Source organism: Streptomyces sp. NPDC006743 (assembly GCF_040703815.1).
GTDB lineage: Bacteria > Actinomycetota > Actinomycetes > Streptomycetales > Streptomycetaceae > Streptomyces.
On record NZ_JBEYJA010000010.1, the window covers coordinates 146,834 to 171,237 of the forward strand.

A 24,404-nucleotide genomic window follows, 5' to 3' on the forward strand; every position below is an offset into this window, starting at 1 on the left:
TGGCGCGCGTCGCGGGGGAAGCAACGGGGGTGACCCCCGGGGGAGGAGCGACGCACAGCCATGGGTGAGGTCTTCGCGGGCCGCTACGAGCTGGCCGACCCGATCGGACACGGTGGGGTCGGCGCGGTCTGGCGCGCCTGGGACCACCGCCGCCACCGGTATGTGGCAGCAAAGGTCCTCCGGCAGAGCGACGCGCACGCCCTGCTGCGTTTCGTACGGGAACAGGCGCTGCGCATCGACCATCCGCATGTGCTGGCCCCGGCCAGCTGGGCCGCCGACGACGACAAGGTCCTGTTCACCATGGACCTGGTGGCCGGCGGGTCGCTGGTCCATCTGGTCGGGGACTACGGGCCGCTGCCGACGGTGTTCGTCTGCACCCTGCTGGACCAGTTGCTGGCGGGGCTCGCCGCGGTCCACGCCGAGCAGGTCGTGCACCGGGACATCAAGCCCGCCAACATCCTGCTGGAGGCGACCGGGACCGGGCGTCCCCGGCTGCGGCTGTCGGACTTCGGCATCGCCGTGCGGCTGGGCGAACCACGGCTCACCGGGACCAATCTGGTGGTGGGGACGCCCGGTTACCTGGCCCCCGAACAGTTGATGGGCGCCGAGCCGGACTTCCCCGCCGACCTGTTCGCCACCGGTCTGGTCGCCCTCTATCTGCTGCAGGGCGCCAGACCGGACGCCCGGGCGCTGGTGGAGCACTTCGTGGAGCACGGGACGCCCAGCGCGCCCCACGGTGTCCCCGAGCCGCTGTGGCAGGTCATGGCCGGGCTGCTGCAACCTGACCCGCAGGCCCGCTTCCGCACGGCCACGGGGGCGCGCAAGGCACTGGCCTCGGCCGTCGGACTCCTCCCCGGGCCCGGCCCCGACGACGAGCCGATCGAGATCTTCGACCAACTCGGCCCGCTCCCGCCGGGTTTCGGCCCCGACGGCCCCGACCGCTCAGACAGTCCCGACCGCCCGCACGGCCTCGACCGGCCTCAGCCCCGCGAACGTCCTGATTCCCCCGGCCGCTCCCGGGCCACCGGGGGCCTCCTCGCGCACGCCCCGGCCGCGGCCCCCGGCCCCGAGTCCGCGCCCGCCCGGGCCGCCGGACCCGGACCCGGTTCCCCGCCCGGATCCGCGGCCCCCGCCGCCGCCCGGACCCCGCGGGACGCCCGGTCGCCGGCCCCCGGACAGACCGGCCCGGCAGCGGCCTCGGACACCGGCAGCTTCCGCCTGCCGCCGCCCCGGCCCCGCCCCTCCGCCACCGCCGGGACGCCACCGGCCCCGCCGCCACCACCGGTGACCGGAACGCCGGCCGCCCCTGCCGGCCACGTCTCCCCCCACGACCCCACGCACATGCTGCTGCCCTCCCCCGGCCCGCACGCGCCCCGGCCCTCCGCCGGCCCGGTCTCCCCGGCGACGCGGCAACGCGCTGATGCGTCCACCGCCTCGTACACCGCCCAGCCCCCACGGGCTCCCGTCCCGGCCCGGGCGATCTCCCGGCACCGCGCCCTACGCCCCCGCCGCCCCGGCCCGCCCCCGGCGGTGGCGGTTCCCCTGCTCCTCCTGGCGCTGGTCTGCTACGCCGTGGGCCTGTGGGCGCTGTTCCGGCTGTGAGAGCCGTCCGTGTCCGCGCCGGCCGCCGCCCTGCGCCGGGCGGTCAGCGTCCACACCCCCAGGACGGCCAGGAGGGCGGTCCCCGTACCGATGCCGCCCACCGCGAGCAGCCGCAGCCCCGTGGAGCCGTCCGCCGTCCCGGCACCGCGGGCGCCCGCCGCGCCCCGGTCTCCCGCCGTGACCTCGAACAGTCCCTGCGGCTCGGACCGGCCCGCGTACCCCGGCGCCGCCCCGGCCGCGCCGCCGACCCGCACGCGCAGGGTCAGTCCGTAGGGTCCCTCGCCGAACGCCTGCGCCGTCTGTGCCGCGAGGTGCACGACCAGGTAGTAGGAGCCCGCGAACCGCATGGCCTTGGCCTGGTCGGCGAAGCCGTAGCGGTTCGCGTAGGCGACGGGCGGCAAGGGTGCGAGGGCGGCGGACACCGGCCGGCCGTTGTAACCGGCGTACGCCTCCTCCACGTAACCGCGCACCGGGTTGTAGAGGGAGAGGGTCAGCGCGCCGTCGGCGTAGCCGCTGCCGCCGTTCGCACCCGCGAGGTCGGCGGTGGCGCCCAGTTGCTGCGCCCAGTCCACGGGGACCCGGTAGAACAGCGTCCCGCCGGGCCGGATGCGGTCCTGCCATACGCCCTGTCCGACCGGGGTGGCGTCTGCGAACCCGGTACCGCCCGGCCGGTCCGCCGGCTCCCCGGTGACCGGCCGGGGCGAGGCCGAGTCCCAGGTCGTGGGCGGCTTCGTCGCCGCGGCCCGTCCGAGGGGCGGCTCGGACACGACGGACAGTTCCAGGGGCCAGGTGTCCGGCGAGGAGCCGGTGGCGCTGATGCGCTCGACGAGCACGTGGTACGTGCCGGCGCCCTGGCACAGGGTGTGGCCGGGGGAGGCCTCACGGACTCCCCACGCGGCGATGGGGTGCGGACTGCGGCTCGCGGCGAACCGGGTGGTCTGGTAGGAGCAGGATTCGCCATGGGCGTCGCGCACGGACACGCTGAGGCCGTCCGTGGCGGAGACCGTGGTGCCCGCGCCGGGGAGGGCGGTGGCGGAGACGTACGCGGTGGAGGTGGCGTCGAGGCCGAGGCGGTAGGAGAGCCTGCCGTCGCGGGGCAGGGAGGCGCGGCGGGTGCGGCCGGGCTCGAGTTGTCCGGCGTCGGCGGCGGCCCCGGCTCCCGTCCCGGCCCCGGTTCCCCGGGCGGCCGGGGTGCCGCCCGCGGAAGCGTACGGATCCGGCGCGGCGGCGGCGAGCACGGACCGACCGGAGGTGGCGGCGCCCGGCGCGTACGCATCAGGCGCGGCGGCGGCGAGCGCGTACTCAGGCGTACCGGCGCCCGGCGCGTACGGACCGGGCGTACCGGCGGGGAGCGCGCTCGGTGCCGTCGTGGCGGCCGGCAGCCACAGCGCGGCGGCCAACGCCGCTGTTACCGGCACGGCGGCCAGGCGCAGGCGTCCCCGGCCGGTCCTCCGTGATCCGCACGCGCCGACGCCCCGCCCCGTACACCACCGCCACCGCCACGCTCCGCGTCCCTGCACGCCCCGGGGAACCTCACCGGGCGGTCGAGGCCGCGCGGGAGTCCGCCCTCCGGCCGTGGGCCGTCTCATCCCCGCGCCACCCCCGTGTTCGCCGCCGCTCCGGACGTCGGCCATCCTGCCCCGAGCGGCGTTGCGCCGTCCGCGCGTTCCGTACGCGCGTCCGGAACGCGCGGGTCGGGAAGCGGGCCCGTCCCACGGCTACCTCACGTGAGCCGGTCCCGCAACGCGGGGAACCGGCGGGCCCCGCACACACAAAACCCCGACCGCTGCGGCGGCCGGGGTCTGCTCAGGACTGGATGTCGGTGCTCATGAACCCGTGGGCACGGAGTCAGTCGCCTCCGTCCACAGATCCTGCTCGGCGCGATCCGCCTGGATCTGGCGGTACACGAGGAGCCCGCCGATGGCGGCCAGTGCGACCAGGAGAAGCTTCTTCACCGCGCGACCTCGTCTTTCCTTGACGTAGGGGACCTCTGCCGCCCGACTATACACACCGACCGATATCGATCGGTGACCTGCATGGGCCCTCAACTGTCAGGTACGGGAACGCAGTAGACACGGCCCGAACCGCTCCGGTCGGAGGGTGATCAGATCCCCACGGACGGTGACATTTGCCCGTCCTTCTCCCGCCTGGGCAGCTTTTCGCCGCTCATGCGTCCATCCGAGTGGTGTTCATCCGAAGATCCCCGCGCCACGGGCGTCGGTCCACCACTTCGCGGCGCTCATACACATGATGAGCAAAGTACGCAAATCGCCCAACCCGAAAGTGAGGGGCCATGGACCAGCACAAGGTCATGAAGCTGTGGACCGCCATCGTCACCGCCTTCCTCGCGCTCTGCACGGCGCTCGGACTCGTCACCACGACCGCCTCGGCGGCCACGGCCGCGCCGCAGCCCGAGACGGCACCCAAGAGCACCACCGCGAGGGTGCCGGCCCAGACGACAGCCTCCTGGCCCAGGTCCAGGTCCCATGCCCGGTCCCTGCCCCCCACGATGAAACAGCGGATCCGCGCCGAGGCCCACGGGAAGTCCCCGAGCTGCCGGCACCGCTCGCTGGCCGACGCCCCCTCGCTCGCCACCGACCCCGACTGCGCCCCCGCCGAACCACCGGCCCGCCCCAGCATCCCGCTCCAGCGCTGACAGCGCCGCCCCGGTACCGCCGGGGCCCTCCGCACCAACCATGACGTAACGGCGAACCGCGTACTGCACCACCGAATCGCACCCCCGCACCAGTCAGCGACAGCGCACCACCCCGCAGCACCCGAGTCCCCGGTCGCCCCGCCGACCGGGGCCCTTCCCATGCCTGCCGACACCACGGCACCGGCCCCTGCGGCCCGCTGGACCGGCGCGGGGCATCCCGCCGACACCAGGGCGTCCGCACCCCCGGGAACGCGTGGGCCTGCCCCGGCATATCGCGCGGGCCTACCGGATCGCGTGATCCGCCCCCGGGACCGCGCGGGCCACCCCCGGGATCGCGCGGGCCGACGGCCCTGCGCCAGTAGGGACGCCGGCCCCGCCGGCGTCCCGCCGCCGTCCGTCCGGGCTCCGGGCTCCGGGCTCCGGGCGACGACCGTCAGGACCGCCGTGACGGGCGTCAGGATCCTGCCCCTGGCCCCGCCGGGGCCGACGTACTGCTCCCAGCCCCTCTGCGCGAAGCCGGCGTCGAGTCGCCACCCGACGCCCGAGAGGCCGGGGCCGAAGCCCTGCCCGCCCTCCGCTCTCACAGCACGCGAAAGACCCCCCGGACCGATGGTCTGGGGGGTCTTCTCGCTGTGGGGCTAACAGGATTTGAACCTGTGGCCTCATCCTTATCAGGTCGATCACGGGGTCTCTGGAACGTCGGCCAACCCGGCTCCCGCCTCGCCTGCCGGTTCGTCGACGTTCGGCGGCGTCCGGCACTGTTCGGCCCTGTTGGTGTCAGGTGCTGGTGTCAGCGAAGAGGGGCGCTCTTGACACGCGACCATCGGTGCCACTGGCCAGTCAGGAACCGGTGGCAAGCCATGAGGAGAGCAAGGCACAGCACCAGCAAGCCCAGTGCCTGGAATAGCTCAACACTCAAGCCCCGATGGGAAACGACAAGCAGGCCGGATGCCAGAAAGAGCACCACGGTGGCCAATGTGAGAACGAATGCGAAGAATGTAACCAGTGGACGCAACGCGTACATGCTCGCCTCTCGGTTCGACTCAGTGTCCGGGACGCTAGCAGTCTGACTATCTATCTTCGCTACCCGCCTCAACCCACCACTCGCCCCAGCTCCCATCCCGTCCGCCGTCGACCCACACACCGTGGAGCGGGCGTGGTTCATGGCGTCCAGGTGGAGCGCGCCACTGTACGAACGACCTGGACGCCATGGGCCGCGTCTGCTCGGCTTTGCCTGGGTCGACGGTGGACGGGATGGGAGCTCCCCACGCACGCCACTACGCGCCCGCGGTCGGCGACGGCGCCCCCTCCATCCCGGTGCCGGCCGATCCCCCGCCGGAGGCATCGTCTTGACCGTGGGCCGCTCTATGCGGTGATCGACTCATGGCCACCGGCCCTATCCACATGTGGGCGCGCGTCGGCGCAGCGCGGGCGGAGCGGGCCGAAGGCAGGAGCGTCGCCCGGAGCGGAGCCGGGAAGCGCGCCCGGCGGAGCGGAGCGCAGCCGGGGCTTGATGAGGTAGAGAAACCTGTAACAGCTCATGGCCGATACGGGCCTTGGCGCTGCTCACGCCCCCGTGGTGGTCTGGGATCAGAGGGCACGCGCGAGGGGGCAGGGTGCAGCCGTTACCGGATGACTTGGCACGAAACAGGCCGGGCGACGCAGTGCGCCGCAAAATCCGGGAGTTGCAGCCGAACCCGGTGCTGAGACTGATCGACCGCCGGCGCCCCCGGTCGGACATCCGTAGTTGGGCGGACGGACTCACCGGGGAACGCCTCACTGGACGCCAGTTGAGCAAGCTTCGCCGCCGCGGCTGGTTCATCCTCCATGCGATCCAGTGGGCGAGCGGCGCGGACATCGACCACCTGGCAATCGGCCCCGCCGGCGTCTTCTCCATCAACTCCAAGCGGCACCGAGGGAAAACCGTCTGGTACGGCGACACCGCCGTCACGGTGAACGGCTCCCCGACCCGCCACATCGCGGTCAGTCAGTCCGAGGCCCGGCGCATCTCGCGGGCCTTGTCTGCACGCTGTGAAGTCGAAGTTCCAGTCCGCCCCGTGATCTCCGTGGTGCACGCGGCGAAGCTCACAGTCAAGGGCGCCAACCCGCCGGTGCTGGTCGTGGCGGTCGAACACCTCGGTCGGGTTCTGTCGGGGCTGTCGCCCACGCTCCCGCCTGACCAGGTCGCGCGCATCTACGGCGTGGCGCGGGAAGCCCGGACCTGGATCGGTTGATCAGGCATCGAAGTCGTATTCCAGCACGTAGGCGGCGGAGTCGAGAGTCATCTCGTTCACCTCGACCGGGCGCCCCTCGTCCGCGAACGCCGTGCGGCAAATCATGATCACGGGCGTCCCCATGGAGAGCCGGAGGCGGCTCGCCTCCTCCTGCGACGGCATCCGGGACCGGATCTCCTCGCGGAAGTGCACGGGCTTGTAGCCAAGCTCGGCCAGCCGGGCGTACGTCCCGCCGGGGCCGGTGTCCTCTTGGGTGATCGCCGACCCCGCTACCAGTTCCGCCGGCAGGTAGGACGTGGACAGCAGGACGGGTTTGTCGTCCAGGACGAAGCGGCGACTGCGTACGCACACAGGTGCATCGGCCTCGATGCCGAGTACCTGACTGATCCGTTCGAGTGATGCCGCCTCGTAGACCTGCACCTGGTCGACCACCAAGGCGCGGTCATCGATGTCTGCCGACCAGATGGACCGTCCTGAACCCCACTGATCGCGAGACAACCGCTGAATGCCTCGCCGCCTGAGCGGCTTGAAGGCGCGGACGAAAACGCCGGCACCCTTGCGGGACTCGGCAAGACCCTCGTTCTGGAGCACACCGAGCGCCTGCCGGGCAGTCATGCGGGCCACCTCGTAGGTGGCCATGAGGTCGTTCTCTCCTGGTAGCCGATCACCTGGGCCGTACTCGCCGGCCTGGATCGCTTCCCTCAGTTCGTCCGCGATGCGCTGGTACTTCGGCTGGCGTCCGCTGCCCTGGGTGGCCATGTGATCCCTCCTCTCATCTCTAGACAGCTTAGGCGTTGTATCTACCCCCGCACACGGGCGGCTGGCCGTCGCCGAGTATTCGAAACATCTCTAGAGATGACTTGACCTCTCTAGAGATGTGAGCTTCTATGAAGTCATCTCTAGAGAGGTTGCTCACAAGGGAGCCGCCTCGGAGATGAGGGGACAGCTATGCCGTCGTTCAAGATCGACCTTTCGACCGCTGTGGTGTTCGTGGCGACCGCGCCGGAACCCAAGATGGCCAACAAGAAGACCGGTGAGCGGGCTCTGGACCGGGACACCGGGGCGTCCCTGTCGACGGTGGGCCTGCTGGTCTCCGACGAGGGGGAGGGCAACCTCTACCAGGTCACCGTCCCGGAGACCGGTCTCCCGGAGGGTCTGGCGCCGGGCATGCCGGTGCGGGTGGTGGGCCTGAAGGCGCGGGACTGGGAGAACGAGTTCAACGGGCAGAAGCGGCACGGCATCTCGTTCCGCGCGGTCGCGATCACTGCGGCGGCCTGACCATGAGCGACCTGTCCATGATGCTGGAGACCACGGGTGTCCTCGCGGGCGCCGGCGGTCTCGGCTACGCAAAGGTCCGGGCGCCGGGGGTGTACTGGTCGCTGGTCGGGCTGCCGGTCACCTGGGGCCGGTTCACGATCACCTACCGGTCCACGATGGACGTGTGCGGGCTGACGGTCCAGCCGTCCCGGCTGCGGGCCTTCCTCGCCCGGAACGTGGCACGCCGTGAGGTGCTGCCGGTCCCGCCCAGGGTCCGTCGGGTCCGTGGCACGTCGACGGGGCTGCGGGTGACGCTGCGGCTTCCCGCCGGCCTGGAACCTGCCGACCTGATGGTCGCCTCGGAACGGCTGCGGCACGCCTGGGGCGTCCACTCGGTCACCATCGCGGAGACCAAGCCCGGCCACGTCGAGCTGCGCATGACCGGCTATGACGTGCTGCGCCGCGTCCGGATGCCCCGCCGTTCTCGCCCTGCTGGTCTGGCGGTGCCGGTGGCACTGCGGGAGGACGGGACCGCGTTCGTCCGCGACTACCGCAAGGTCCCCATGGCCCTCACCTTGGGGGCGAACAACTCGGGCAAGTCCGTGTATCAGCGCAACCTGATCAAGGGCCTCGCGGAACTGCCCGTGGGGCTGGTCGGGATCGACTGCAAGCGCGGTGTGGAGCAGTCCGCCTACGCGCCCCGCCTGTCCGCCCTGGTGACCACGCCGGATGAGGCCGCCTCGCTGCTGGATGTCCTGGTCTCCGAGATGGAGTCCCGCTTCGACCTGCTCAGCGCGCACGGGGTGTCGGACATGTGGGAGCTGCCCGAGCGGTTACGGCCGGTGCCGGTCGTGGTGCTGGTGGACGAGGTGGCGGAACTGTTCCTGATCTCCTCCAGGAAGGACGAGGAGCGCCGGGAGCGGATTGTCACCGCGTTGATCCGGCTGGCGCAGATGGCTCGCGCGGTCGGGATCTACCTGGAGGTGTGCGGGCAGCGCTTCGGCTCCGAGCTGGGCAAGGGCGCGACCATGCTGCGCGCTCAGCTCACCGGGCGTGTGGTGCACCGGGTCAACGACAAGCAGACCGCCGAGATGGGGCTCGCGGATGTCGCCCCGGACGCGGTCATAGCCGCCGGCCTCATCCCGGCCGAGCGTCCCGGTACCGCTGTTGCGGCGGACTCCTCGGGTGGCTGGTCGAAGATCCGCACCCCGCACACGTCTCGCGAGGAGGTGACGGCGGCCTGTCGGCGATTCGCTCACCTGGTCCCGGACCTTCCCACCTTGGCCCCGTTCCGGCCGCACGTCCCGGCTGTCGCTCCGGTCGCGGGCTCGTCGCTGGTCAAGCCGCGACCGGTCACGGACTGAGAGGGGGGCACGTCATGGCCACGCGTAAGAAGGCTGCCCCCGCGCCGGTGTCCTGTCCGGACTGTGACGGCAGGGGTGAAACGAGTGAGACCGTCCGCGTCGGTGCTCGCAAGGGCCGGGCCACCGACAACCGGCAAGCCGCTCTGTGTCTGACCTGCCTGGGCACCGGTGAAGCACCCGCGGGCGGGGAGTGATCCCCGTGAACCGAGTTGTCCGCCCTGATGCCGTCCTGATCCAGGCCGTGATCGCCGGTGCGCTGTCCTTCGCGCACCTGCACGACCTGGCGGCGGCGGCCGGGCAGTCCGGATGGAAGGCATGGGCCTACCCGGTCTCGGTCGACCTGCTGCTGGTCGCCGCCTGGCGTCGCCTCCGGGCCGGCCGGGACCGCTCCTCCTGGACCTGGTTCGCCATCGCGTTGGCGGCCTCGCTCGGCGCGAACGTCGCTACCGCGGGACTGCTCGACCTGCACCAGGTGCCGGCCTGGCTGCGCATCCTCGTCGCCGGCTGGCCCGCCCTCGCCTTCCTCGGCGGCACCCTCCTCGTCCACTCGCCCACTCCCGCCCCGGTTGCCTCGGAGCCTGAGCCGGACGAGGAAGCGGAGGCGCCGGAAGTCGAGATGCACCGCACCGACACCCCCGAACCGGCACCCCCGGCCCCGGCCTCCGTCCCCGCGGAACTGGCTCCGGCACCGCCCAAGCCGGCCGCCGCCACCCCGCCGGTTCCGCCGGCGCTGCTCGACCATGCTCGTTCGATCGCTGACGCACACCGCAGCAGCACGGGGGAGCAGATCACCGCTGAGGCGTTGACCGCCCGGCTCGGGCTGCCCGTCCCGACCTGTGAAGCGATCGCCGCGCAACTCCAACTCGCCTGATCAGAAAGGAGTCCGCCCGTGCGCCCGAACCGCTTCTACGACGTGATCAAGATCGGCCCGGTCAAGGTCGGCACCTACAACAACGGACGCGGCCAGAGGCGGCACACCGCCGCCTGCACCGCCCCCGGCTGCGGCTTCTCCACCGACCACCGCGACCGCTCCGCCGCCGAACTCTCCGCCCGCACCCACCGCTGCACCGCCTGACAGAAGGGAAGAGCCCGTGTTCACACCGAAGTACCCGCCCCCGGACACCGCCTCCACCGCCCCACTCCCGGCCCCCGCGCCGACGCCCGACCACACCCCGGTCGTCACCCCGCCGACCCCGGCACCGGTCCCGGTCGCCCCGGCGCCGGTCTCGAACCGGCCCACGGTCCAGCTCACCCCCGGCACCGCGCTCGCCCTCGTCGGCGGCGGCACCGCCGTGGTCCTGGTCGTCGGCGCGGTACTGGTCTCCATGCTCCTCGCGGTCGCCATCACCGGAGTCTCGGTCGCCGTGGTCACCGTCGTCCTGCGCCTCCTCCTCAAAGACCTGCACAAGGGGCGGTGACCAGGATGGACACGCACGTGATCGCCGCCGCGTTACCGACGCTGGGCTGGGCCGTCCACGGCGGTCTCCTCGTCCGCCGCCTGGCCACCGCCCGCCGCGACCCGCTGACCGGCCTGCACACCCGCGCCGGATGGACCACCCGCGCCGAACACCTGCTGGCCAAGCACCCCGGCGCCCTGGTCCTCCTGGTCGACCTCGACGACTTCAAGACCGTCAACGACACCCACGGCCACGCGGCCGGTGACGCGGTCCTCACCGCCACCGCCCGCCGCCTGAACACCTGGGTCGGACGCTACGGCATCGCCGCCCGCCTCGGCGGAGACGAGTTCGCCGCCATCGTCACCGACCCCGGCCGCACCCCCGGCTACCAAGCCCTGCAACACGCCCTGAACCGGCCCCTCGACTACGACGGCCACACCCTGCCGGTGTCCGCGTCGGTCGGCCGCTGCCACTGCTCGAACCTGCCGGTACGCACCCTCACCGACGCCCTGACCACCGCCGACGCAGCGATGTACGCGGCCAAGGGCCACGGCCGGCGCAACACCCACCACTGATCCCGAGAGGAACGATCCATGGGCATCTTCCGCCGCAAGAACAACGACACCGCCCCGGCCAACCCGCAGATGGCCGAACTGGGCCGCGAGTACGCCATCGCCAAGCGCCACGGCGACCGCAAGACCGTCGGCCGCATCAACCGGCAGATCGGCGAGTCCGGCATGAGCGACAGCGACCGCGCCTCGTTCCAGCAGGGCCGCGACGCCTACGACTCCATCCCGCCCATCCCCCGCGGTCGCAACCGCCGCCGCTGAACGGCCCCGGGGCGGCTCTCTCGCCAAAGATCCGCCGCCCCGGCGCCTGCACCCCTTCCAGACCCATCGGACCCGAAAAGGAAGCCCCATCATGCCCCAGCACGCCTCGACCACGCGCGTCTGCCGCGACTGCGACGGCTACGCCACCGTCGCCATCACCACCGGCACCCGACACACCGACGGCACCCGCGCCACCCTCACCGTCACCTGCCCGACCTGCAAGGGCACCGGCCACCGCACGCCCGCCGCCGGCTTCGCCCGCGTCGGGAGGTGACCGCCGTGGCTCTCCTGAACTGGCGCTCGTCCGAGCACTACGACTCCACCGGCGACAAGCCGTGCGTGATGTGCACCAAGCCCACCCCGCTGCGCTCCGACAACGGCAAGCCCGTCCACAAGGTGTGCGCCGAAGCATGGCTCGACGCCCACCCGCCCAAGGAGGAGAACCGGTGACCGCGCCTCGGGTCCTGGACCTGTTCTCCTGCTCCGGTGGCGCCGGTATGGGCTACCGCCTCGCCGGGTTCGCGGTCGACGGCTGCGACATCACCGACCGCCCCCGCTACCCCTTCGCCTACCACCGGGGCGACGCGCTCGAATACCTCGCCCACCTGACCGCCACGGGCGAGATCGGCCGCTACACCCTCGTGCACGCCTCCCCGCCCTGTCAGGCAGGCTGCGCCCTGACCGTGGGCACCAACGCCTCACAGGGCTGGGGCGGCGCGCACGTCGACCTGGTGGCCGCCACCCGCGAACTCCTCGACGCGACCGGCCTGCCGTACGTCATCGAGCAGCCCAACGGCCGCGCGAAGATCCGCAAAGACCTGACCTTGTGCGGCGAGATGTTCGGTCTCGGCGTGCTGCGGCACCGCAACTTCGAACTCGGCCGCTGGGCCACCCCCAAGCCGGCCCATCCCCGCCACCGGGGCTACGTGCGCGGTCACCGCCACGGCGTCTACCGCAACGGCCCCTACGTGGCCGCCTACGGCAAGGGCGGGGGCAAGGCCACGGTCGCCGAGATGCAGCACGCCATGGGCATCACCTGGACCGACGTGCACGAGGAACTGACCGAAGCCATCCCCCCGGCCTACACCGAGTGGATCGGCCGCGCCTTCCTGACCACCCGCCAGGAGGTCTTCGCGTGACCGACACCGCCACCATGGCGGGCCTGGACCCGGCCACCCTCGCCGACGTGCTGAGGCTGGCCGGGTCCCCCGGCTTCGACCGTATCCAGGACCAGATCCGCCGTACCGGCGGCTGCACCGACCCGATCCGTCTGCAAGGCTCCGTCGTCGTCCGGGACAAGGAGACCCGGCACGTCCTGCACTCCTACTCGACCGACACCGAGCCGGGCGGCGTCCTCCGTGTGGCGTGCGGCAACCGGCGGGCCTCCCGCTGCCCCGCCTGCGCCTGGACCTACGCGGGCGACACCTACCACCTCATCCGCGCCGGCCTCGTCGGCGACCCCGCCAAAGGCACCCCCCACACGATCCGCGACCACCCCCGCGTGTTCGCCACCCTCACCGCCCCTTCGTTCGGTCCGGTCCACAACCGTCCTGGCAACCGGCCCTGCCGCTGCGGCACCCACCACCCCGAAGGCGCCCCCGAACTGGGCACGCCGCTCGACCCGGAGACGTACGACTATGCGGGGGCGGTGCTGTGGAACAACCACGCCTCCGACCTGTGGCGCTACTTCACGATCTACCTGCGCCGGGAGATCGCCAAGCGGGCCGGGCTCACCCAGAAAGCAGCCCGGGAACAGTCGCGGGTCTCCTTCGGCAAGGTCGCCGAGTACCAGAAGCGCGGAGCCGTCCACTTCCATGCCGTGATCCGCTTCGACGGCCCCGAGGGACCCGACAGCCCCCCGCCGGCCTGGGCCACCCTCGACCTGCTCACCGACTCGATCCACGCCGCTGCCGCCCGCGTCGCAGTCGACGTGCCCCCCTCCGGGGACCAGCCCGCCCGCACGCTGCGCTGGGGCACCCAGCTCGACGTACGCCCGATCCGGGCCTTCGGGGACGGCTCGGAGATCACCGAACAGGCCGTGGCCTCCTACGTCGCCAAGTACGCCACCAAAGCCGCCGAGACCACCGGCACCGTCGACCGCCGCATCGGCAACAAAGAGGCCCTGGAACTGCTGGGCGTCCCCGAGCACCCGGCCCGGCTCATCGCCGCCTGCCTCGACCTGCACGCGCTCTACCCGGACCGGAAGTTACGGGACTGGGCTCACATGCTCGGCTTCCGCGGCCACTTCTCCACCAAGTCCCGCCGCTACTCCACCACCCTCGGCGCCCTCCGCCAGACCCGCGCCGACTACCGCGCCGCCCAGCAACGCGAAGCCCTCGGCCTGCCCGACCCCGACGACGAGGAAGCCACCACCCTCACCCTCGCCCACTGGGCCTACGCCGGCCACGGCCACACCCCCGGCGAATCCTGGCTCGCCGCCACCATCCGCCGCGACATCCAACTCAACCGCGAAACCGCCCGCGAAGAACTACCCGCCCTGCTTGACCTGGAAGGAGCCGCTTCATGACCACTGCCATGCCTGAGCTACTGACCGTTCCCGAGGTCATGGAACGGCTCAAGGTCGGCCGCACCAAGGTCTACGACCTGATCCGCACGCGTCGGCTGGTGTCCATCAAGGTCGACGGCTGCCGCCGCATCCCCACGGACGCGGTGCGCGCCTTCATCACGGGACAGATGGGAGAGGCTGCCTGATGGCCAAGCGACGGCCCAACGGCGGGGGCACCATCGCCAAGCGCAAGGACGGTCGCTATCAGGGCGCCGCGTACGTCACCGACACGGACGGCAACCGTGTCCGGAAGTACGTCTACGGCGCGACCTGGGACGAGGCCAACGAGAAGCTCGGCAAGCTCCAGGAGCAGGAGCGGAACGGCATTCCGGTGCCCTCTCGGGCCTGGACGCTCGGTGAGTGGCTGGCCTATTGGCTGGAGCACATCGTCAAGCCGGAACGGGAACACAACACCTACGTCAAGTACGAGTCCAAGATCAGGCTGTACCTGTTGCCGCACCTGGCCAAGAAGCCGTTGACCAAGCTCACGCCGGCGCAGGTCCGCACGTTCATGGCCGCGCTGAAGCGTGAGGAGGTCGGGGCCGCCACCCGCTTTGAGGTGCTGCGGGTGCTGCGCAACGCTCTGAACCGGGCCATCCGTGAGGAGATCCTGACGCGGAACGTCGCCCTGCTCGTGGACATGCCCAAGGTGAGCAAGGACAAGGGCAAGGCGTGGAGCGCGCGTGAGGCTGTCGCCTTTCTGCGGGCGTCCCGCGCCCACCGCCTCTACGCGGCCTGTGTCCTGGTCCTCGTGCTGGGGCTCCGCCGCAGTGAGGTGCTGGGCCTGCGCTGGCAGGACATCAACTTCGACGCTCGCCACTTCACCCCGGTCAAGCAGGTGCAGCGCGTCAAGGGCGTCGGCCTGGTCCTCAAGGACCTCAAGACCGAATCCTCACAGGCGGTGCTGCCTCTCCCCGAGTTCTGCGCCCGCGCCCTGGAGGAGCGGCGGGAGCTGCAAGAGCTGGAACGGAAGATTGCCGGTGAGCACTGGTCGCAGGAGCCTGACCACGACCTGATCTTCTCCTCGGAGCACGGCGGCATGATCGACCCGGTGGGCTTCTCGCGGACCTTCGACCGCCTCGTGAAGCGCGCCGGCGTCCGCCGCATCACAGTCCGGCTCGCCCGGCACACCTGCGGCACCCTGCTCGCCTTCCTGAAGGTGCACCCCAAGGTCGCCCAAGCCATCCTGCGGCACAGCCAGATCAGCATGACCATGGACGTCTACACCCACGTGGTGGGCGACGACGAGCGGGAAGCGGTCGCGCTCCTCGCGGAACTTCTGGAAGACCCGCTCATCGGCTGATGTCAGCCATGGATGTCAAAGACCCCCAGCCGGTATCGACTGGGGGTCTTCTCGCTGGTGGGGCTAACAGGATTTGAACCTGTGGCCTCATCCTTATCAGGGATGCGCTCTAACCAACTGAGCTATAGCCCCGCCGCGCTCTGCGGTGTATGTCCCGCGCGCTGACTCCTGAAGATTAGCGCACGAGGGGGGCAGTCCCAAAATCGGTTGTCGCAGGGCCTTCGGCGGGGGTTCGGGACCGTCCGCGGCCCTGCGGAACCGGCGGGCGCTCCCGGAGCCGGGAGCGCTCCGCGAGGTGTCTCACTCGTCCTCGGCCAGCGTCAGCTCGATACCGCCGACGAAGCCCGCCGAGAGGTTGTAGATGAACGCCCCGAGGGTCGCCAGCGCCGTGGCCAGGACGACGTCGATGACCGCGATGATCGTCGCGAACATCAGGACGTGCGGCAGGGACAGGAAGGACTGCAGGTCGAAGCCGTTCGACTCGGTGGAGCCCGTCGCCTCGGAGATCGTCCCGCCGACCGTGGAGAAGACGCCCATCGCGTTCATGACCATCCACAGCACGGCGGACGCCACGACGGTGCAGATGCCCAGGGCGATGGAGAGCAGGAAGCTGACCTTCATGACCGACCACGGGTCGGCCTTGGCCACGCGCAGGCGCGCCTTGCGGGTGCGCGGGGTGGTCCGGGCGCCCGTGCGCGGCCGGCGCACCGTGCCGGACCGGTCGCCCGCCCCCGCGGACGCCGGGTAGGCCTGCGGGGGGTGGTACGGCCCCGTGTGCTGCTGCGGCTGCCGCTCGCCGGGCAGCGGGGAGCCCGCCGCGTGCTGCTGGGCCGCCTGCCGCCCGGCCGCGGGCTGGCCCTGCGTCTGCGGGCCTCGGGTGTCCGTCACCGTTCCCCCCTGGGATCCGTGCGTGGGCGAGTGCGAGTCGGTCGCGGGCGACTTGATCGCGTTCAGGTTGGTGGTGTGCGAGTCCGTCGCACGCGCGGCGGAGCCACGGCCGCCGCCCGATTCCGTACCAGTGGAGGTACCGGACGATCCGGCGCCCGTGGCTCCGCTCACGATGACTCACTCCTCGTGCTACTCGGCCGAGGGCGCCTCACCCTCGTCCGTGCCGGCGGTCGCGACATCGTCGGCGGTCTCGTCCACGGCCACGTCGCCGTCGACTTCCTCCGCCTCGCGTCCCGCCTCGGCGTTACGTGCGATACCGACGACGGCATCGCGCTTGCCCAGGTTGATCAGTTGGACGCCCATGGTGTCACGGCCCGTCTCCCTGACCCCGCTGACTCGCGTGCGAATCACTCCGCCCGAGAGTGTGATCGCGAGGATCTCGTCGCTCTCCTCGACAACCAGCGCGCCCACGAGCGAACCGCGGTCCTCCACGATCTTGGCGGCCTTGATGCCGAGGCCGCCGCGGCCCTGGACGCGGTACTCGTCGACCCGGGTCCGCTTGGCGTACCCGCCGTCGGTGGCAGTGAACACGAACGTACCGGGTCGCACCACATTCATCGACAGCAGTTCGTCGCTCTCGCGGAAGCTCATGCCCTTCACGCCCGAGGTAGCGCGGCCCATCGGGCGCAGGGTGTCGTCCGAGGCGGTGAACCTGATCGACTGCGCCTTCTTGCTGATCAGAAGGAGATCGTCGTCGGCCGAGACGAGTTCCGCACCGATCAGTTCGTCGTCGCTGCCGTCCTCCCGCTCGCGCAGGTTGATGGCGATGACGCCGCCGGAACGAGGCGAATCGTAATCCTTCAGAGGCGTCTTCTTGACCAGTCCGGCCTTGGTGGCCAGCACCAGGTACGGGGCCGCCTCGTAGTCGCGGATCGCGAGGATCTCGGCGATCGCCTCGTCCGGCTGGAAGGCCAGCAGGTTCGCCACGTGCTGGCCGCGCGCGTCCCGGCCGGCGTCCGGCAGCTCGTAGGCCTTCGCCCGGTACACCCGGCCCTTGTTGGTGAAGAACAGCAGCCAGTGGTGCGTGGTGGAGACGAAGAAGTGGTCGACGATGTCGTCTTCCTTCAGCTTCGCGCCGCGCACGCCCTTGCCGCCGCGCTTCTGGGCGCGGTAGTCGTCGGTCTTGGTCCGCTTGATGTAGCCGCCGCGGGTGACCGTGACGACGATGTCCTCCTCGGCGATCAGGTCCTCGATGGACATGTCGCCCTCGTAGGGGATCAGCTTGGTCTTGCGGTCGTCGCCGTACTTCTCGACGATCGCGGCCAGCTCCTCGCTGACGATGCCGCGCTGACGGACCGGGGAGGCCAGGATCTCGTTGTACTCGTTGATCTTCGCCTGCAGCTCGTCGTGCTCCTGGACGATCTTCTGGCGCTCCAGGGCGGCCAGCCGGCGCAGCTGCATCTCCAGGATGGCGTTGGCCTGGATCTCGTCGATCTCCAGGAGGCCCATCAGGCCGCCGCGGGCGATCTCGACGGTCTCACTGCGCCGGATCAGCGCGATGACCTCGTCGATCGCGTCCAGGGCCTTCAGCAGGCCGCGCAGGATGTGGGCGCGCTCCTCGGCCTTGCGCAGCCGGAAACGGGTCCGGCGGACGATGACCTCGATCTGGTGCGTCACCCAGTGGCGGATGAACGCGTCCAGCGACAGGGTGCGCGGCACGCCGTCGACCAGCGCCAGCATGTTGGCGCCGAAGTTGGTCTGCAGGTCGGTGTGCTTGTAGAGGTTGTTCAGGACGACCTTGGCGACCGCGTCCCGCTTGAGGACGATGACCAGGCGCTGGCCCGTGCGCGAGGACGTCTCGTCGCGGACGTCGGCGATGCCGCCGATCTTGCCGTCCTTGACCAGGTCGGCGATCTTCTGCGCGAGGTTGTCCGGGTTGACCTGGTAGGGCAGCTCGGTGACCACCAGGCACTGGCGGTTCTGGATCTCCTCGACCTCGACGACCGCGCGCATGGTGATGGAGCCGCGGCCGGTGCGGTACGCCTCCTCGATGCCCTTGCGGCCCACGACCAGCGCTCCGGTCGGGAAGTCCGGGCCCTTGATGCGCTCGATGAGCGCGTCGAGCAGCTCCTCGTGCGAGGCCTCGGGGTTCTCCAGGTACCACTGGGCACCGGCGGCGACCTCGCGCAGGTTGTGCGGCGGGATGTTGGTCGCCATGCCGACCGCGATACCGGCCGAGCCGTTGATCAGCAGGTTCGGGAAGCGGGCGGGCAGGACGGTCGGCTCCTGGGAGCGGCCGTCGTAGTTGTCCGTGAAGTCGACGGTCTCCTCGTCGATGTCGCGGACCATCTCCATCGACAGCGGCGCCAGCTTGCACTCGGTGTAGCGCATCGCCGCCGCCGGGTCGTTGCCCGGGGAGCCGAAGTTGCCGTTGGAGTCCACCAGCGGCATCCGCATCGACCAGGGCTGCGCCAGGCGGACCAGCGCGTCGTAGATCGAGGAGTCGCCGTGCGGGTGGTAGTTGCCCATGACGTCGCCGACGACGCGGGCGCACTTGTAGAAGCCGCGCTCGGGGCGGTAGCCGCCGTCGTACATGGCGTACAGGACACGGCGGTGGACGGGCTTGAGGCCGTCCCGGACGTCGGGCAGCGCACGCGAGACGATGACGGACATCGCGTAGTCGAGGTAGGAGCGCTGCATCTCCGTCTCGAGCCCGACGGGCTCGACACGCATCGCGACGTCGCCGCCCTCTTCAGGGGTGACGGGGGTGTTCTCGTCGGCCATTGCTGGTGGGGATCCTTCCTGGTGCGGTCAGCTGAGACCGACTCAGATGTCGAGGAAGCGGACGTCCTTGGCGTTGCGCTGGATGAACTGCCGGCGGGCCTCGACGTCCTCGCCCATCAGGACCGAGAACAGGTCGTCGGCCTGGGCGGCGTCGTCGAGGGTCACCTGGCCCAGCACGCGGTGCTCCTGGTCCATGGTGGTCACGCGCAGCTCCTCGGCGTTCATCTCGCCGAGGCCCTTGAAGCGCTGGATCGAGTCCTCGCGCACGCGCTTGCCGCGCTGGCGGCCCATCTCCAGCAGCGCGTCGCGCTCGCGGTCGGAGTACGCGTACTCGATGTCCTCCCGGCCCCACTTGATCTTGTACAGCGGCGGGCGGGAGAGGTACACGTGCCCGGCCTCGACCAGCGGCCGCATGAAGCGGAACAGGAAGGTGAGCAGCAGGGTGCTGATGTGCTGGCCGTCGACGTCGGCGTCCGCCATCAGGATGATCTTGTGATAGCGGAGCTTCTCGATGTCGAAGTCCTCGTGCACACCCGTGCCGAACGCGGAGATCAGCGCCTGGATCTCCTGGTTCTGGAGGATCTTGTCGATCCGCGCCTTCTCGACGTTGAGGATCTTGCCGCGGATGGGCAGGATCGCCTGGTACTCGGGGTTGCGGCCGGACTTGGCCGAGCCGCCGGCGGAGTCACCCTCGACGATGAAGATCTCGCACTTGGTGGGGTCGTTCGACTGGCAGTCGGAGAGCTTGCCCGGCAGGGACGCGGACTCCAGCAGGCCCTTGCGGCGCGTGAGGTCGCGGGCCTTGCGGGCCGCCACGCGGGCGGTGGCCGCCTGGATGCCCTTGCGGATGATGTCCGCCGCCTCGACCGGGTTGCGGTCCAGCCAGTCGTTCAGGTGTTCGTAGACGGCCCGCTGGACGAAGGTCTTCGCCTCGGTGTTGCCCAGCTTGGTCTTGGTCTGGCCCTCGAACTGCGGCTCGCTCAGCTTGACCGAGATGATCGCGGTCAGACCCTCGCGGATGTCGTCGCCCGTGAGGTTGTCGTCCTTGTCGCGCAGCAGCTTCTTGTCCCGCGCGTACTTGTTGATCAGGCTGGTCAGGGCCGCACGGAAGCCCTCCTCGTGCGTACCGCCCTCATGCGTGTGGATGATGTTCGCGAAGGAGTACACACCCTCGCTGTAGCCGCCGTTCCACTGCATGGCGACCTCGAGGGACAGGCTCTTGTCCTTGTCCTCCGCCTCCAGGTCGATGATCGTGGGGTGCACCACCTCTCCCTTGCGGGAGTTGAGGTACTTCACGAAGTCGACGATGCCGCCCTCGTAGTGGTAGGCGACGGACTTGACCTCGTCCTTCTGGTCGGCGCCCGCCTCGTCCGCACCGCTGGTGGCCTTCGCCGACTCGCGCTCGTCGGTCAGCCGGATCGTCAGGCCCTTGTTGAGGAACGCCATCTCCTGGAAGCGCCGCGAGAGCGTCTCGAAGGAGTACTCGGTGGTCTCGAAGATGTCCGGGTCGGCCCAGAAGGTGACGGACGTGCCCGTCTCCTCGGTCGCCTCGTGCCGGGCCAGCGGCGCCGTCGGAACACCCAGCTTGTAGTCCTGCGTCCAGCGGTACCCGTCGGTCCTGATCTCGACGGAGACCTTCGAGGACAGGGCGTTCACCACCGAGACGCCCACGCCGTGCAGACCACCGGAGACCGCGTAGCCGCCGCCGCCGAACTTGCCGCCCGCGTGCAGCACGGTGAGCACGACCTCGACGGCCGGCTTGCCCTCGGAGGCGACGATGCCCACCGGGATGCCACGGCCGTTGTCGACGACGCGGACGCCGCCGTCGGACAGGATCGTCACGTCGATGGTGTCCGCGTGCCCTGCCAGCGCCTCGTCGACGGAGTTGTCGACGACCTCGTACACGAGGTGGTGCAGACCGCGCTCGCCGGTGGAGCCGATGTACATACCGGGTCGCTTGCGGACCGCGTCCAGACCCTCGAGGACGGTGATGGCGCTGGCGTCGTACGAGGCCGTGGCCTCACCGTTCGGAGAGGCCACCGGCGCCTCGGCGCCGGCTTCGGTGGACGGGATGTTCTCGTTGGGGTTGCCGGAATCGGCCACGAAGCGCCCTTTCTGGCACAGCACGAGCCGGGCTCCTGGGGTTTCCCCCCTCCCGGGGGGAGGGTCGCCGGAGCGGCTGCGGCATGTTGCGTTGGTAAGCCCTGATCAGCGTTGCTCAGCAATTTCCCGGACGGTCCCCACGTTCGGGGCGGGATCGGCTTCCAGTCTACCGGTAGCGCCGACAGTGATGGGGGTTTGCGGGCACCTGAGTCCGCATGTGGCGCCCTGAACCGGTCTCGGCCGGGTCCCGATATGTGGATGGGGGCTCCAAGAGGCTCACAGCGGCACTCAGCGCTTTGAGGCGTCAACCCTTCGCTACTCCAGGGTCAGGTCGGGATTCGCAAGCGCGTGCGGTCGCGGGGCAGGACCGTCCAACGGGTCCGCGCACCCCCTCCGAGACCACCCCCATGTGATCTCCGTCACCTGCCACGGGAAGGGCGCTCACCACCGCGCAGAACGGCCCTCACCGCCGTACAGAACGGCCCGTCACCCGTAGGTGTCACCCGGACCCGTACTGCCAGGAGCCCGCAGCGGGCCGTGCCGGCGCACACCGCCACCCGGACCGTGCACCTTGATCAACCGGACCGCACCGTGCCCCAGGTCCTCATTGAGCCGGGCCACCAGCGTCGGGGCGAGCAGCCGCAGGTTCGTCGCCCACGCCGTCGAGTCACAGCGCACGGCCAGGACCCGCTCGTCCTCGTCGTACCGCTCCGGCACACAGTGCTTGGCCACGTCCGCACCCACGATCTGCGGCCAGCGCCCCATCACCCCGCCCACCGCCGCCGGAGTCTCCCAGCCGCGCTCCGTGATCAGCCGGTTGATCGCCGCACCCAGCGCCATCGGATCACGGCCGTCCCCCCGCGCACCCGAACGCAGCCCGCCCCGCCGCGCCTGCCTCTTCTGCTGCGTCGCCTCGCCCCGCGCGCGGGCCGCCTCCTTGGCCGCACGCAACGCCACCCGCGCGAGATCCACACCGGACGGCTCGGGGCCCCGCGCGGACGCCTTCGCCGCCTTCTCCCCGTCACCGGCCCCCGGCGCCCGCGATGCCTTCCCGCGACCGGACGCCGCGTCCCACTCGCCGCTCATACGCGCTCCACCGCCCCGTCCGCCACGGCGAACCGGGCCCCCGCCAGCACGTGCGGCACGTCGTCGTCCACCGCCGCGGTCACCAGGACCTGCTCACCGGGCGCGACCAGCTCCGCCAACCGCTCACGACGCCGGGCGTCCAGCTCCGCGAAGACGTCGTCCAGGACCAGCACCGGCTCGTTGCCCTCCGCACGCAGCAGGTCGTACGACGCCAGCCGCAGCGCCAGCGCACAGGACCACGACTCACCGTGCGACGCGTACCCCTTGGCCGGCAGCCGGCCCAGCTTGAGAACCAGATCGTCCCGGTGCGGACCCACCAGGGTCACGCCCCGCTCGATCTCCTGCTTGCGCACCTCCGCGAGCGCCGCGACGAGCTGCGCGAACAACTCCTCACGCGTCTGCGCCTCGCCGGGCGCGGACGGCTTGTACTCCAGCACGACCGGCCCGCCCCCCGGCGCCAGCTGCTCGTACGCCTTGTCGGCCAGCGGCTGGAGCGTAGCGACCAGGTCCAGGCGCTGGGCCAGCAGCTCCGCACCCGCGCGCGCCAGATGCTGGTCCCACACGTCCAGCGTGGACAGATCCATGGAGCGCCCACCGTGACGGCGGGCGAGCGCCGCGGACTTCAACAGGGTGTTGCGCTGCTTGAGGACCCGGTCGTAGTCGGAGCGGACACCCGCCATGCGCGGCGAGCGGGCCGTGATCAGCTCGTCCAGAAAGCGGCGGCGCTCCCCGGGATCACCCTTGACCAGGGCCAGGTCCTCGGGCGCGAACAGCACCGTCCGGACGATGCCGAGCACGTCACGCGGCCTGACCTGCGAGGAACGGTTGATACGGGCCCGGTTGGCACGGCCGGGATTCAGCTCCAGTTCGACCAGCTGCTGCCGCTCGCCCTGCCGCACCTGCGCCCGGATCACCGCACGCTCGGCGCCCATGCGCACCAGCGGGGCGTCGGAGGCGACCCGGTGGCTGCCCAGGGTGGCGAGGTAGCCGACGGCCTCGACGAGGTTCGTCTTGCCCTGGCCGTTGGGGCCGACGAACGCGGTGACGCCCGGGTCGAGCGGCACCTCGGCCCGGACGTACGAGCGGAAGTCGGCCAGCGACAGATGCGTGACGTGCATGGTCGTTCGCCGGCCTCCTCCAGCGGGTGGACCACCGGGCGGTCCATGTCCTGGGCGGATCCTCCTGCGGATCCGGTGGGTTCTGTGGATCTCGACCGGATCCGCCGAACCCGGTGGCTCCGCGCATCCGGCGGTCCGGCGGACCGCCCGGTGTGTCCGAGATGTCGTGCTGCGGACTACTTCTTCTCCACGGCGTGGCCGCCGAACTGGTTGCGCAGCGCGGCGATCATCTTCATCTGCGGCGAGTCCTCCTGGCGGGAGGCGAACCGCGCGAACAGCGACGCCGTGATCGCGGGCAGCGGCACGGCGTTGTCGATGGCCGCCTCGACGGTCCACCGGCCCTCGCCGGAGTCCTGGGCGAAGCCGCGCAGTCCCTCCAGGTGCTCGTCGTCGTCGAGGGCGTTGACCGCGAGGTCCAGCAGCCAGGACCGGATGACGGTCCCCTCCTGCCAGGAGCGGAAGACCTCACGGACGTTGTCCACGGAGTCGACCTTCTCGAGCAGCTCCCAGCCCTCGGCGTAGGCCTGCATCATCGCGTACTCGATGCCGTTGTGGACCATCTTCGCGAAGTGACCCGCGCCGACCCTGCCCGCGTGCACCGCGCCGAAGTCACCCTCCGGCTTCAGCGCGTCGAAGACCGGCTGCACCCTGGCCACGTTCTCCGCGTCGCCGCCGTACATCAGCGCGTAGCCGTTCTCCAGGCCCCACACGCCGCCGGAGACACCGCAGTCGACGAAGCCGATGCCCTTGGCGGCCAGCTCGCCGGCGTGCTTCTCGTCGTCCGTCCAGCGGGAGTTGCCGCCGTCCACGACCACGTCACCGGGCTGCAGCAGCTCGGCGAGCTCGTCGATGGTCGACTGGGTCGGGGCACCGGCCGGGACCATCACCCAGACCACGCGGGGACCCGTCAGCTTGTCCACAAGCTCAGAGAGGCTGTGGACGTCCGCGAGGTCCGGATTGCGGTCGTATCCGATGACGGTGTGACCCGCGCGGCGTATCCGCTCGCGCATGTTGCCGCCCATCTTGCCGAGGCCGACGAGACCGAGCTCCATCAGTTGTGTCCTTATGAGGTGTCCGACGGGATGTGGAGGCACTTCCGTGCCCGCGTCCGAGCCTAGACCCGGACGCTCCCGCACATCCGTGGGCATACCCGCTCATACGTACGACCGCTGTCCCCCGGCGTGGGCCGCCGACGGCCAGGGGCGACGGCGCCCGG

25 protein-coding genes and 1 tRNA gene are annotated in these 24,404 nt (G+C 71.0%); 16 read left to right on the forward strand and 10 right to left on the reverse strand.

Going from position 1 to position 24,404, the window contains the following annotated elements:
- The first annotated feature begins 60 nt into the window (after positions 1-60).
- Positions 61-1,602, forward strand: coding sequence for a serine/threonine-protein kinase (locus tag ABZ719_RS11890; RefSeq protein WP_366725061.1), 1,542 nt, complete (start codon positions 61-63; stop codon positions 1,600-1,602).
- Here ABZ719_RS11890 and ABZ719_RS11895 read toward each other — a convergent pair.
- Positions 1,566-3,020 (reverse strand): hypothetical protein, encoded by a 1,455-nt coding sequence (locus ABZ719_RS11895; protein WP_366725062.1) that lies wholly within the window; start codon positions 3,018-3,020, stop codon positions 1,566-1,568. The genes ABZ719_RS11890 and ABZ719_RS11895 overlap by 37 nt on opposite strands.
- Before the next feature lie 408 nt (positions 3,021-3,428).
- Positions 3,429-3,557, reverse strand: a complete 129-nt coding sequence (locus ABZ719_RS11900) for a DLW-39 family protein (RefSeq protein ID WP_003999697.1) — start codon at positions 3,555-3,557, stop codon at positions 3,429-3,431.
- A 338-nt stretch (positions 3,558-3,895) separates the two neighbouring features.
- Here ABZ719_RS11900 and ABZ719_RS11905 point away from each other — a divergent pair, with 338 nt between their 5' ends.
- A complete protein-coding gene (locus ABZ719_RS11905; protein ID WP_366725063.1) occupies positions 3,896-4,258 on the forward strand; it encodes a DUF6344 domain-containing protein in 363 nt (120 codons plus the stop codon).
- Between the two features lie 1,685 nt (positions 4,259-5,943).
- Positions 5,944-6,492, forward strand: a complete 549-nt coding sequence (locus tag ABZ719_RS11910; protein ID WP_366725064.1) for a nuclease-related domain-containing protein — start codon at positions 5,944-5,946, stop codon at positions 6,490-6,492.
- Here the strand turns inward: ABZ719_RS11910 and ABZ719_RS11915 are convergent, their stop codons facing one another.
- Positions 6,493-7,251, reverse strand: a complete 759-nt coding sequence (locus tag ABZ719_RS11915) for a GntR family transcriptional regulator (protein ID WP_366725065.1) — start codon at positions 7,249-7,251, stop codon at positions 6,493-6,495.
- 189 nt (positions 7,252-7,440) lie between these two features.
- Between ABZ719_RS11915 and ABZ719_RS11920 the strand changes: the two genes are divergently transcribed.
- From ABZ719_RS11920 to ABZ719_RS11980, 13 genes are all read left to right on the forward strand, one after another.
- On the forward strand, positions 7,441-7,770 hold the full coding sequence (locus tag ABZ719_RS11920) for a hypothetical protein (protein ID WP_366725066.1): 330 nt from the start codon (positions 7,441-7,443) through the stop codon (positions 7,768-7,770).
- 2 nt (positions 7,771-7,772) lie between these two features.
- On the forward strand, positions 7,773-9,113 hold the full coding sequence (locus tag ABZ719_RS11925) for an FtsK/SpoIIIE domain-containing protein (RefSeq protein WP_366725067.1): 1,341 nt from the start codon (positions 7,773-7,775) through the stop codon (positions 9,111-9,113).
- Positions 9,114-9,312: 199 nt separating this feature from the next.
- A complete protein-coding gene (locus ABZ719_RS11930; RefSeq protein ID WP_366725068.1) occupies positions 9,313-9,984 on the forward strand; it encodes a DUF2637 domain-containing protein in 672 nt (223 codons plus the stop codon).
- 18 nt (positions 9,985-10,002) lie between these two features.
- Complete coding sequence (locus tag ABZ719_RS11935) at positions 10,003-10,188, forward strand: mobile element transfer protein (RefSeq protein WP_366725069.1); 186 nt, start codon at positions 10,003-10,005, stop codon at positions 10,186-10,188.
- Between the two features lie 16 nt (positions 10,189-10,204).
- Positions 10,205-10,531: a SpdD protein gene (locus ABZ719_RS11940; RefSeq protein ID WP_366725070.1), complete on the forward strand. Its 327-nt coding sequence runs from the start codon at positions 10,205-10,207 to the stop codon at positions 10,529-10,531.
- Positions 10,532-10,536: 5 nt separating this feature from the next.
- The gene (locus ABZ719_RS11945) at positions 10,537-11,085 is read left to right on the forward strand and encodes a GGDEF domain-containing protein (protein ID WP_366725071.1); all 549 of its coding nucleotides are present in this window, start codon (positions 10,537-10,539) and stop codon (positions 11,083-11,085) included.
- Between the two features lie 18 nt (positions 11,086-11,103).
- Positions 11,104-11,340, forward strand: coding sequence for a hypothetical protein (locus ABZ719_RS11950; RefSeq protein WP_366725072.1), 237 nt, complete (start codon positions 11,104-11,106; stop codon positions 11,338-11,340).
- Between the two features lie 91 nt (positions 11,341-11,431).
- A complete protein-coding gene (locus ABZ719_RS11955; RefSeq protein ID WP_366725073.1) occupies positions 11,432-11,614 on the forward strand; it encodes a hypothetical protein in 183 nt (60 codons plus the stop codon).
- A 5-nt stretch (positions 11,615-11,619) separates the two neighbouring features.
- Positions 11,620-11,790: a hypothetical protein gene (locus ABZ719_RS11960; RefSeq protein ID WP_366725074.1), complete on the forward strand. Its 171-nt coding sequence runs from the start codon at positions 11,620-11,622 to the stop codon at positions 11,788-11,790.
- The gene (locus tag ABZ719_RS11965) at positions 11,751-12,479 is read left to right on the forward strand and encodes a DNA methylase (protein ID WP_366725075.1); all 729 of its coding nucleotides are present in this window, start codon (positions 11,751-11,753) and stop codon (positions 12,477-12,479) included. Before ABZ719_RS11960 ends, ABZ719_RS11965 begins: the two co-directional genes overlap by 40 nt.
- The gene (repSA, locus tag ABZ719_RS11970; protein ID WP_366725076.1) at positions 12,476-13,867 is read left to right on the forward strand and encodes a replication initiator protein RepSA; all 1,392 of its coding nucleotides are present in this window, start codon (positions 12,476-12,478) and stop codon (positions 13,865-13,867) included. The genes ABZ719_RS11965 and repSA overlap by 4 nt, the downstream gene beginning before the upstream one ends.
- On the forward strand, positions 13,864-14,052 hold the full coding sequence (locus tag ABZ719_RS11975; RefSeq protein ID WP_018566204.1) for a helix-turn-helix domain-containing protein: 189 nt from the start codon (positions 13,864-13,866) through the stop codon (positions 14,050-14,052). The genes repSA and ABZ719_RS11975 overlap by 4 nt, the downstream gene beginning before the upstream one ends.
- The gene (locus tag ABZ719_RS11980; protein WP_366725077.1) at positions 14,052-15,209 is read left to right on the forward strand and encodes a site-specific integrase; all 1,158 of its coding nucleotides are present in this window, start codon (positions 14,052-14,054) and stop codon (positions 15,207-15,209) included. Before ABZ719_RS11975 ends, ABZ719_RS11980 begins: the two co-directional genes overlap by 1 nt.
- Before the next feature lie 55 nt (positions 15,210-15,264).
- On the opposite strand, the gene ABZ719_RS11985 is transcribed toward ABZ719_RS11980, so the two are convergent.
- The 7 genes from ABZ719_RS11985 to gnd form a co-directional block, all read right to left on the reverse strand.
- Positions 15,265-15,341, reverse strand: a tRNA-Ile gene (locus tag ABZ719_RS11985).
- A 168-nt stretch (positions 15,342-15,509) separates the two neighbouring features.
- The gene (locus ABZ719_RS11990; protein WP_366725078.1) at positions 15,510-16,268 is read right to left on the reverse strand and encodes a DUF3566 domain-containing protein; all 759 of its coding nucleotides are present in this window, start codon (positions 16,266-16,268) and stop codon (positions 15,510-15,512) included.
- Between the two features lie 18 nt (positions 16,269-16,286).
- Positions 16,287-18,881: a DNA gyrase subunit A gene (gene gyrA, locus ABZ719_RS11995; protein ID WP_366725079.1), complete on the reverse strand. Its 2,595-nt coding sequence runs from the start codon at positions 18,879-18,881 to the stop codon at positions 16,287-16,289.
- A gap of 42 nt (positions 18,882-18,923) precedes the next feature.
- Entirely contained in the window at positions 18,924-20,984 is a 2,061-nt protein-coding gene (gyrB, locus tag ABZ719_RS12000; protein WP_366725099.1) for a DNA topoisomerase (ATP-hydrolyzing) subunit B, read from the reverse strand.
- Between the two features lie 486 nt (positions 20,985-21,470).
- A complete protein-coding gene (locus tag ABZ719_RS12005) occupies positions 21,471-22,070 on the reverse strand; it encodes a DciA family protein (protein WP_366725080.1) in 600 nt (199 codons plus the stop codon).
- Positions 22,067-23,188, reverse strand: coding sequence for a DNA replication/repair protein RecF (gene recF, locus ABZ719_RS12010; protein WP_366725081.1), 1,122 nt, complete (start codon positions 23,186-23,188; stop codon positions 22,067-22,069). The genes ABZ719_RS12005 and recF overlap by 4 nt, the downstream gene beginning before the upstream one ends.
- A 176-nt stretch (positions 23,189-23,364) precedes the next feature.
- A complete protein-coding gene (gnd, locus tag ABZ719_RS12015; RefSeq protein WP_366725082.1) occupies positions 23,365-24,240 on the reverse strand; it encodes a phosphogluconate dehydrogenase (NAD(+)-dependent, decarboxylating) in 876 nt (291 codons plus the stop codon).
- Positions 24,241-24,404: the final 164 nt, after the last annotated feature.

What these genes read in the sequence shown, in the direction of transcription:
- ABZ719_RS11890 (WP_366725061.1), top strand. Translation starts at nt 61, where the DNA reads ATGGGTGAGGTCTTCGCGGGCCGCTACGAGCTGGCCGACCCGATCGGA.
- ABZ719_RS11905 (WP_366725063.1), top strand. Translation starts at nt 3,896, where the DNA reads ATGGACCAGCACAAGGTCATGAAGCTGTGGACCGCCATCGTCACCGCC.
- ABZ719_RS11915 (WP_366725065.1), bottom strand. Translation starts at nt 7,251, where the DNA reads ATGGCCACCCAGGGCAGCGGACGCCAGCCGAAGTACCAGCGCATCGCG.
- ABZ719_RS11920 (WP_366725066.1), top strand. Translation starts at nt 7,441, where the DNA reads ATGCCGTCGTTCAAGATCGACCTTTCGACCGCTGTGGTGTTCGTGGCG.
- ABZ719_RS11925 (WP_366725067.1), top strand. Translation starts at nt 7,773, where the DNA reads ATGAGCGACCTGTCCATGATGCTGGAGACCACGGGTGTCCTCGCGGGC.
- ABZ719_RS11945 (WP_366725071.1), top strand. Translation starts at nt 10,537, where the DNA reads ATGGACACGCACGTGATCGCCGCCGCGTTACCGACGCTGGGCTGGGCC.
- ABZ719_RS11950 (WP_366725072.1), top strand. Translation starts at nt 11,104, where the DNA reads ATGGGCATCTTCCGCCGCAAGAACAACGACACCGCCCCGGCCAACCCG.
- ABZ719_RS11955 (WP_366725073.1), top strand. Translation starts at nt 11,432, where the DNA reads ATGCCCCAGCACGCCTCGACCACGCGCGTCTGCCGCGACTGCGACGGC.
- ABZ719_RS11965 (WP_366725075.1), top strand. Translation starts at nt 11,751, where the DNA reads ATGGCTCGACGCCCACCCGCCCAAGGAGGAGAACCGGTGACCGCGCCT.
- ABZ719_RS11975 (WP_018566204.1), top strand. Translation starts at nt 13,864, where the DNA reads ATGACCACTGCCATGCCTGAGCTACTGACCGTTCCCGAGGTCATGGAA.
- ABZ719_RS11980 (WP_366725077.1), top strand. Translation starts at nt 14,052, where the DNA reads ATGGCCAAGCGACGGCCCAACGGCGGGGGCACCATCGCCAAGCGCAAG.
- gyrA (WP_366725079.1), bottom strand. Translation starts at nt 18,881, where the DNA reads ATGGCCGACGAGAACACCCCCGTCACCCCTGAAGAGGGCGGCGACGTC.
- ABZ719_RS12005 (WP_366725080.1), bottom strand. Translation starts at nt 22,070, where the DNA reads ATGAGCGGCGAGTGGGACGCGGCGTCCGGTCGCGGGAAGGCATCGCGG.
- recF (WP_366725081.1), bottom strand. Translation starts at nt 23,188, where the DNA reads ATGCACGTCACGCATCTGTCGCTGGCCGACTTCCGCTCGTACGTCCGG.
- gnd (WP_366725082.1), bottom strand. Translation starts at nt 24,240, where the DNA reads ATGGAGCTCGGTCTCGTCGGCCTCGGCAAGATGGGCGGCAACATGCGC.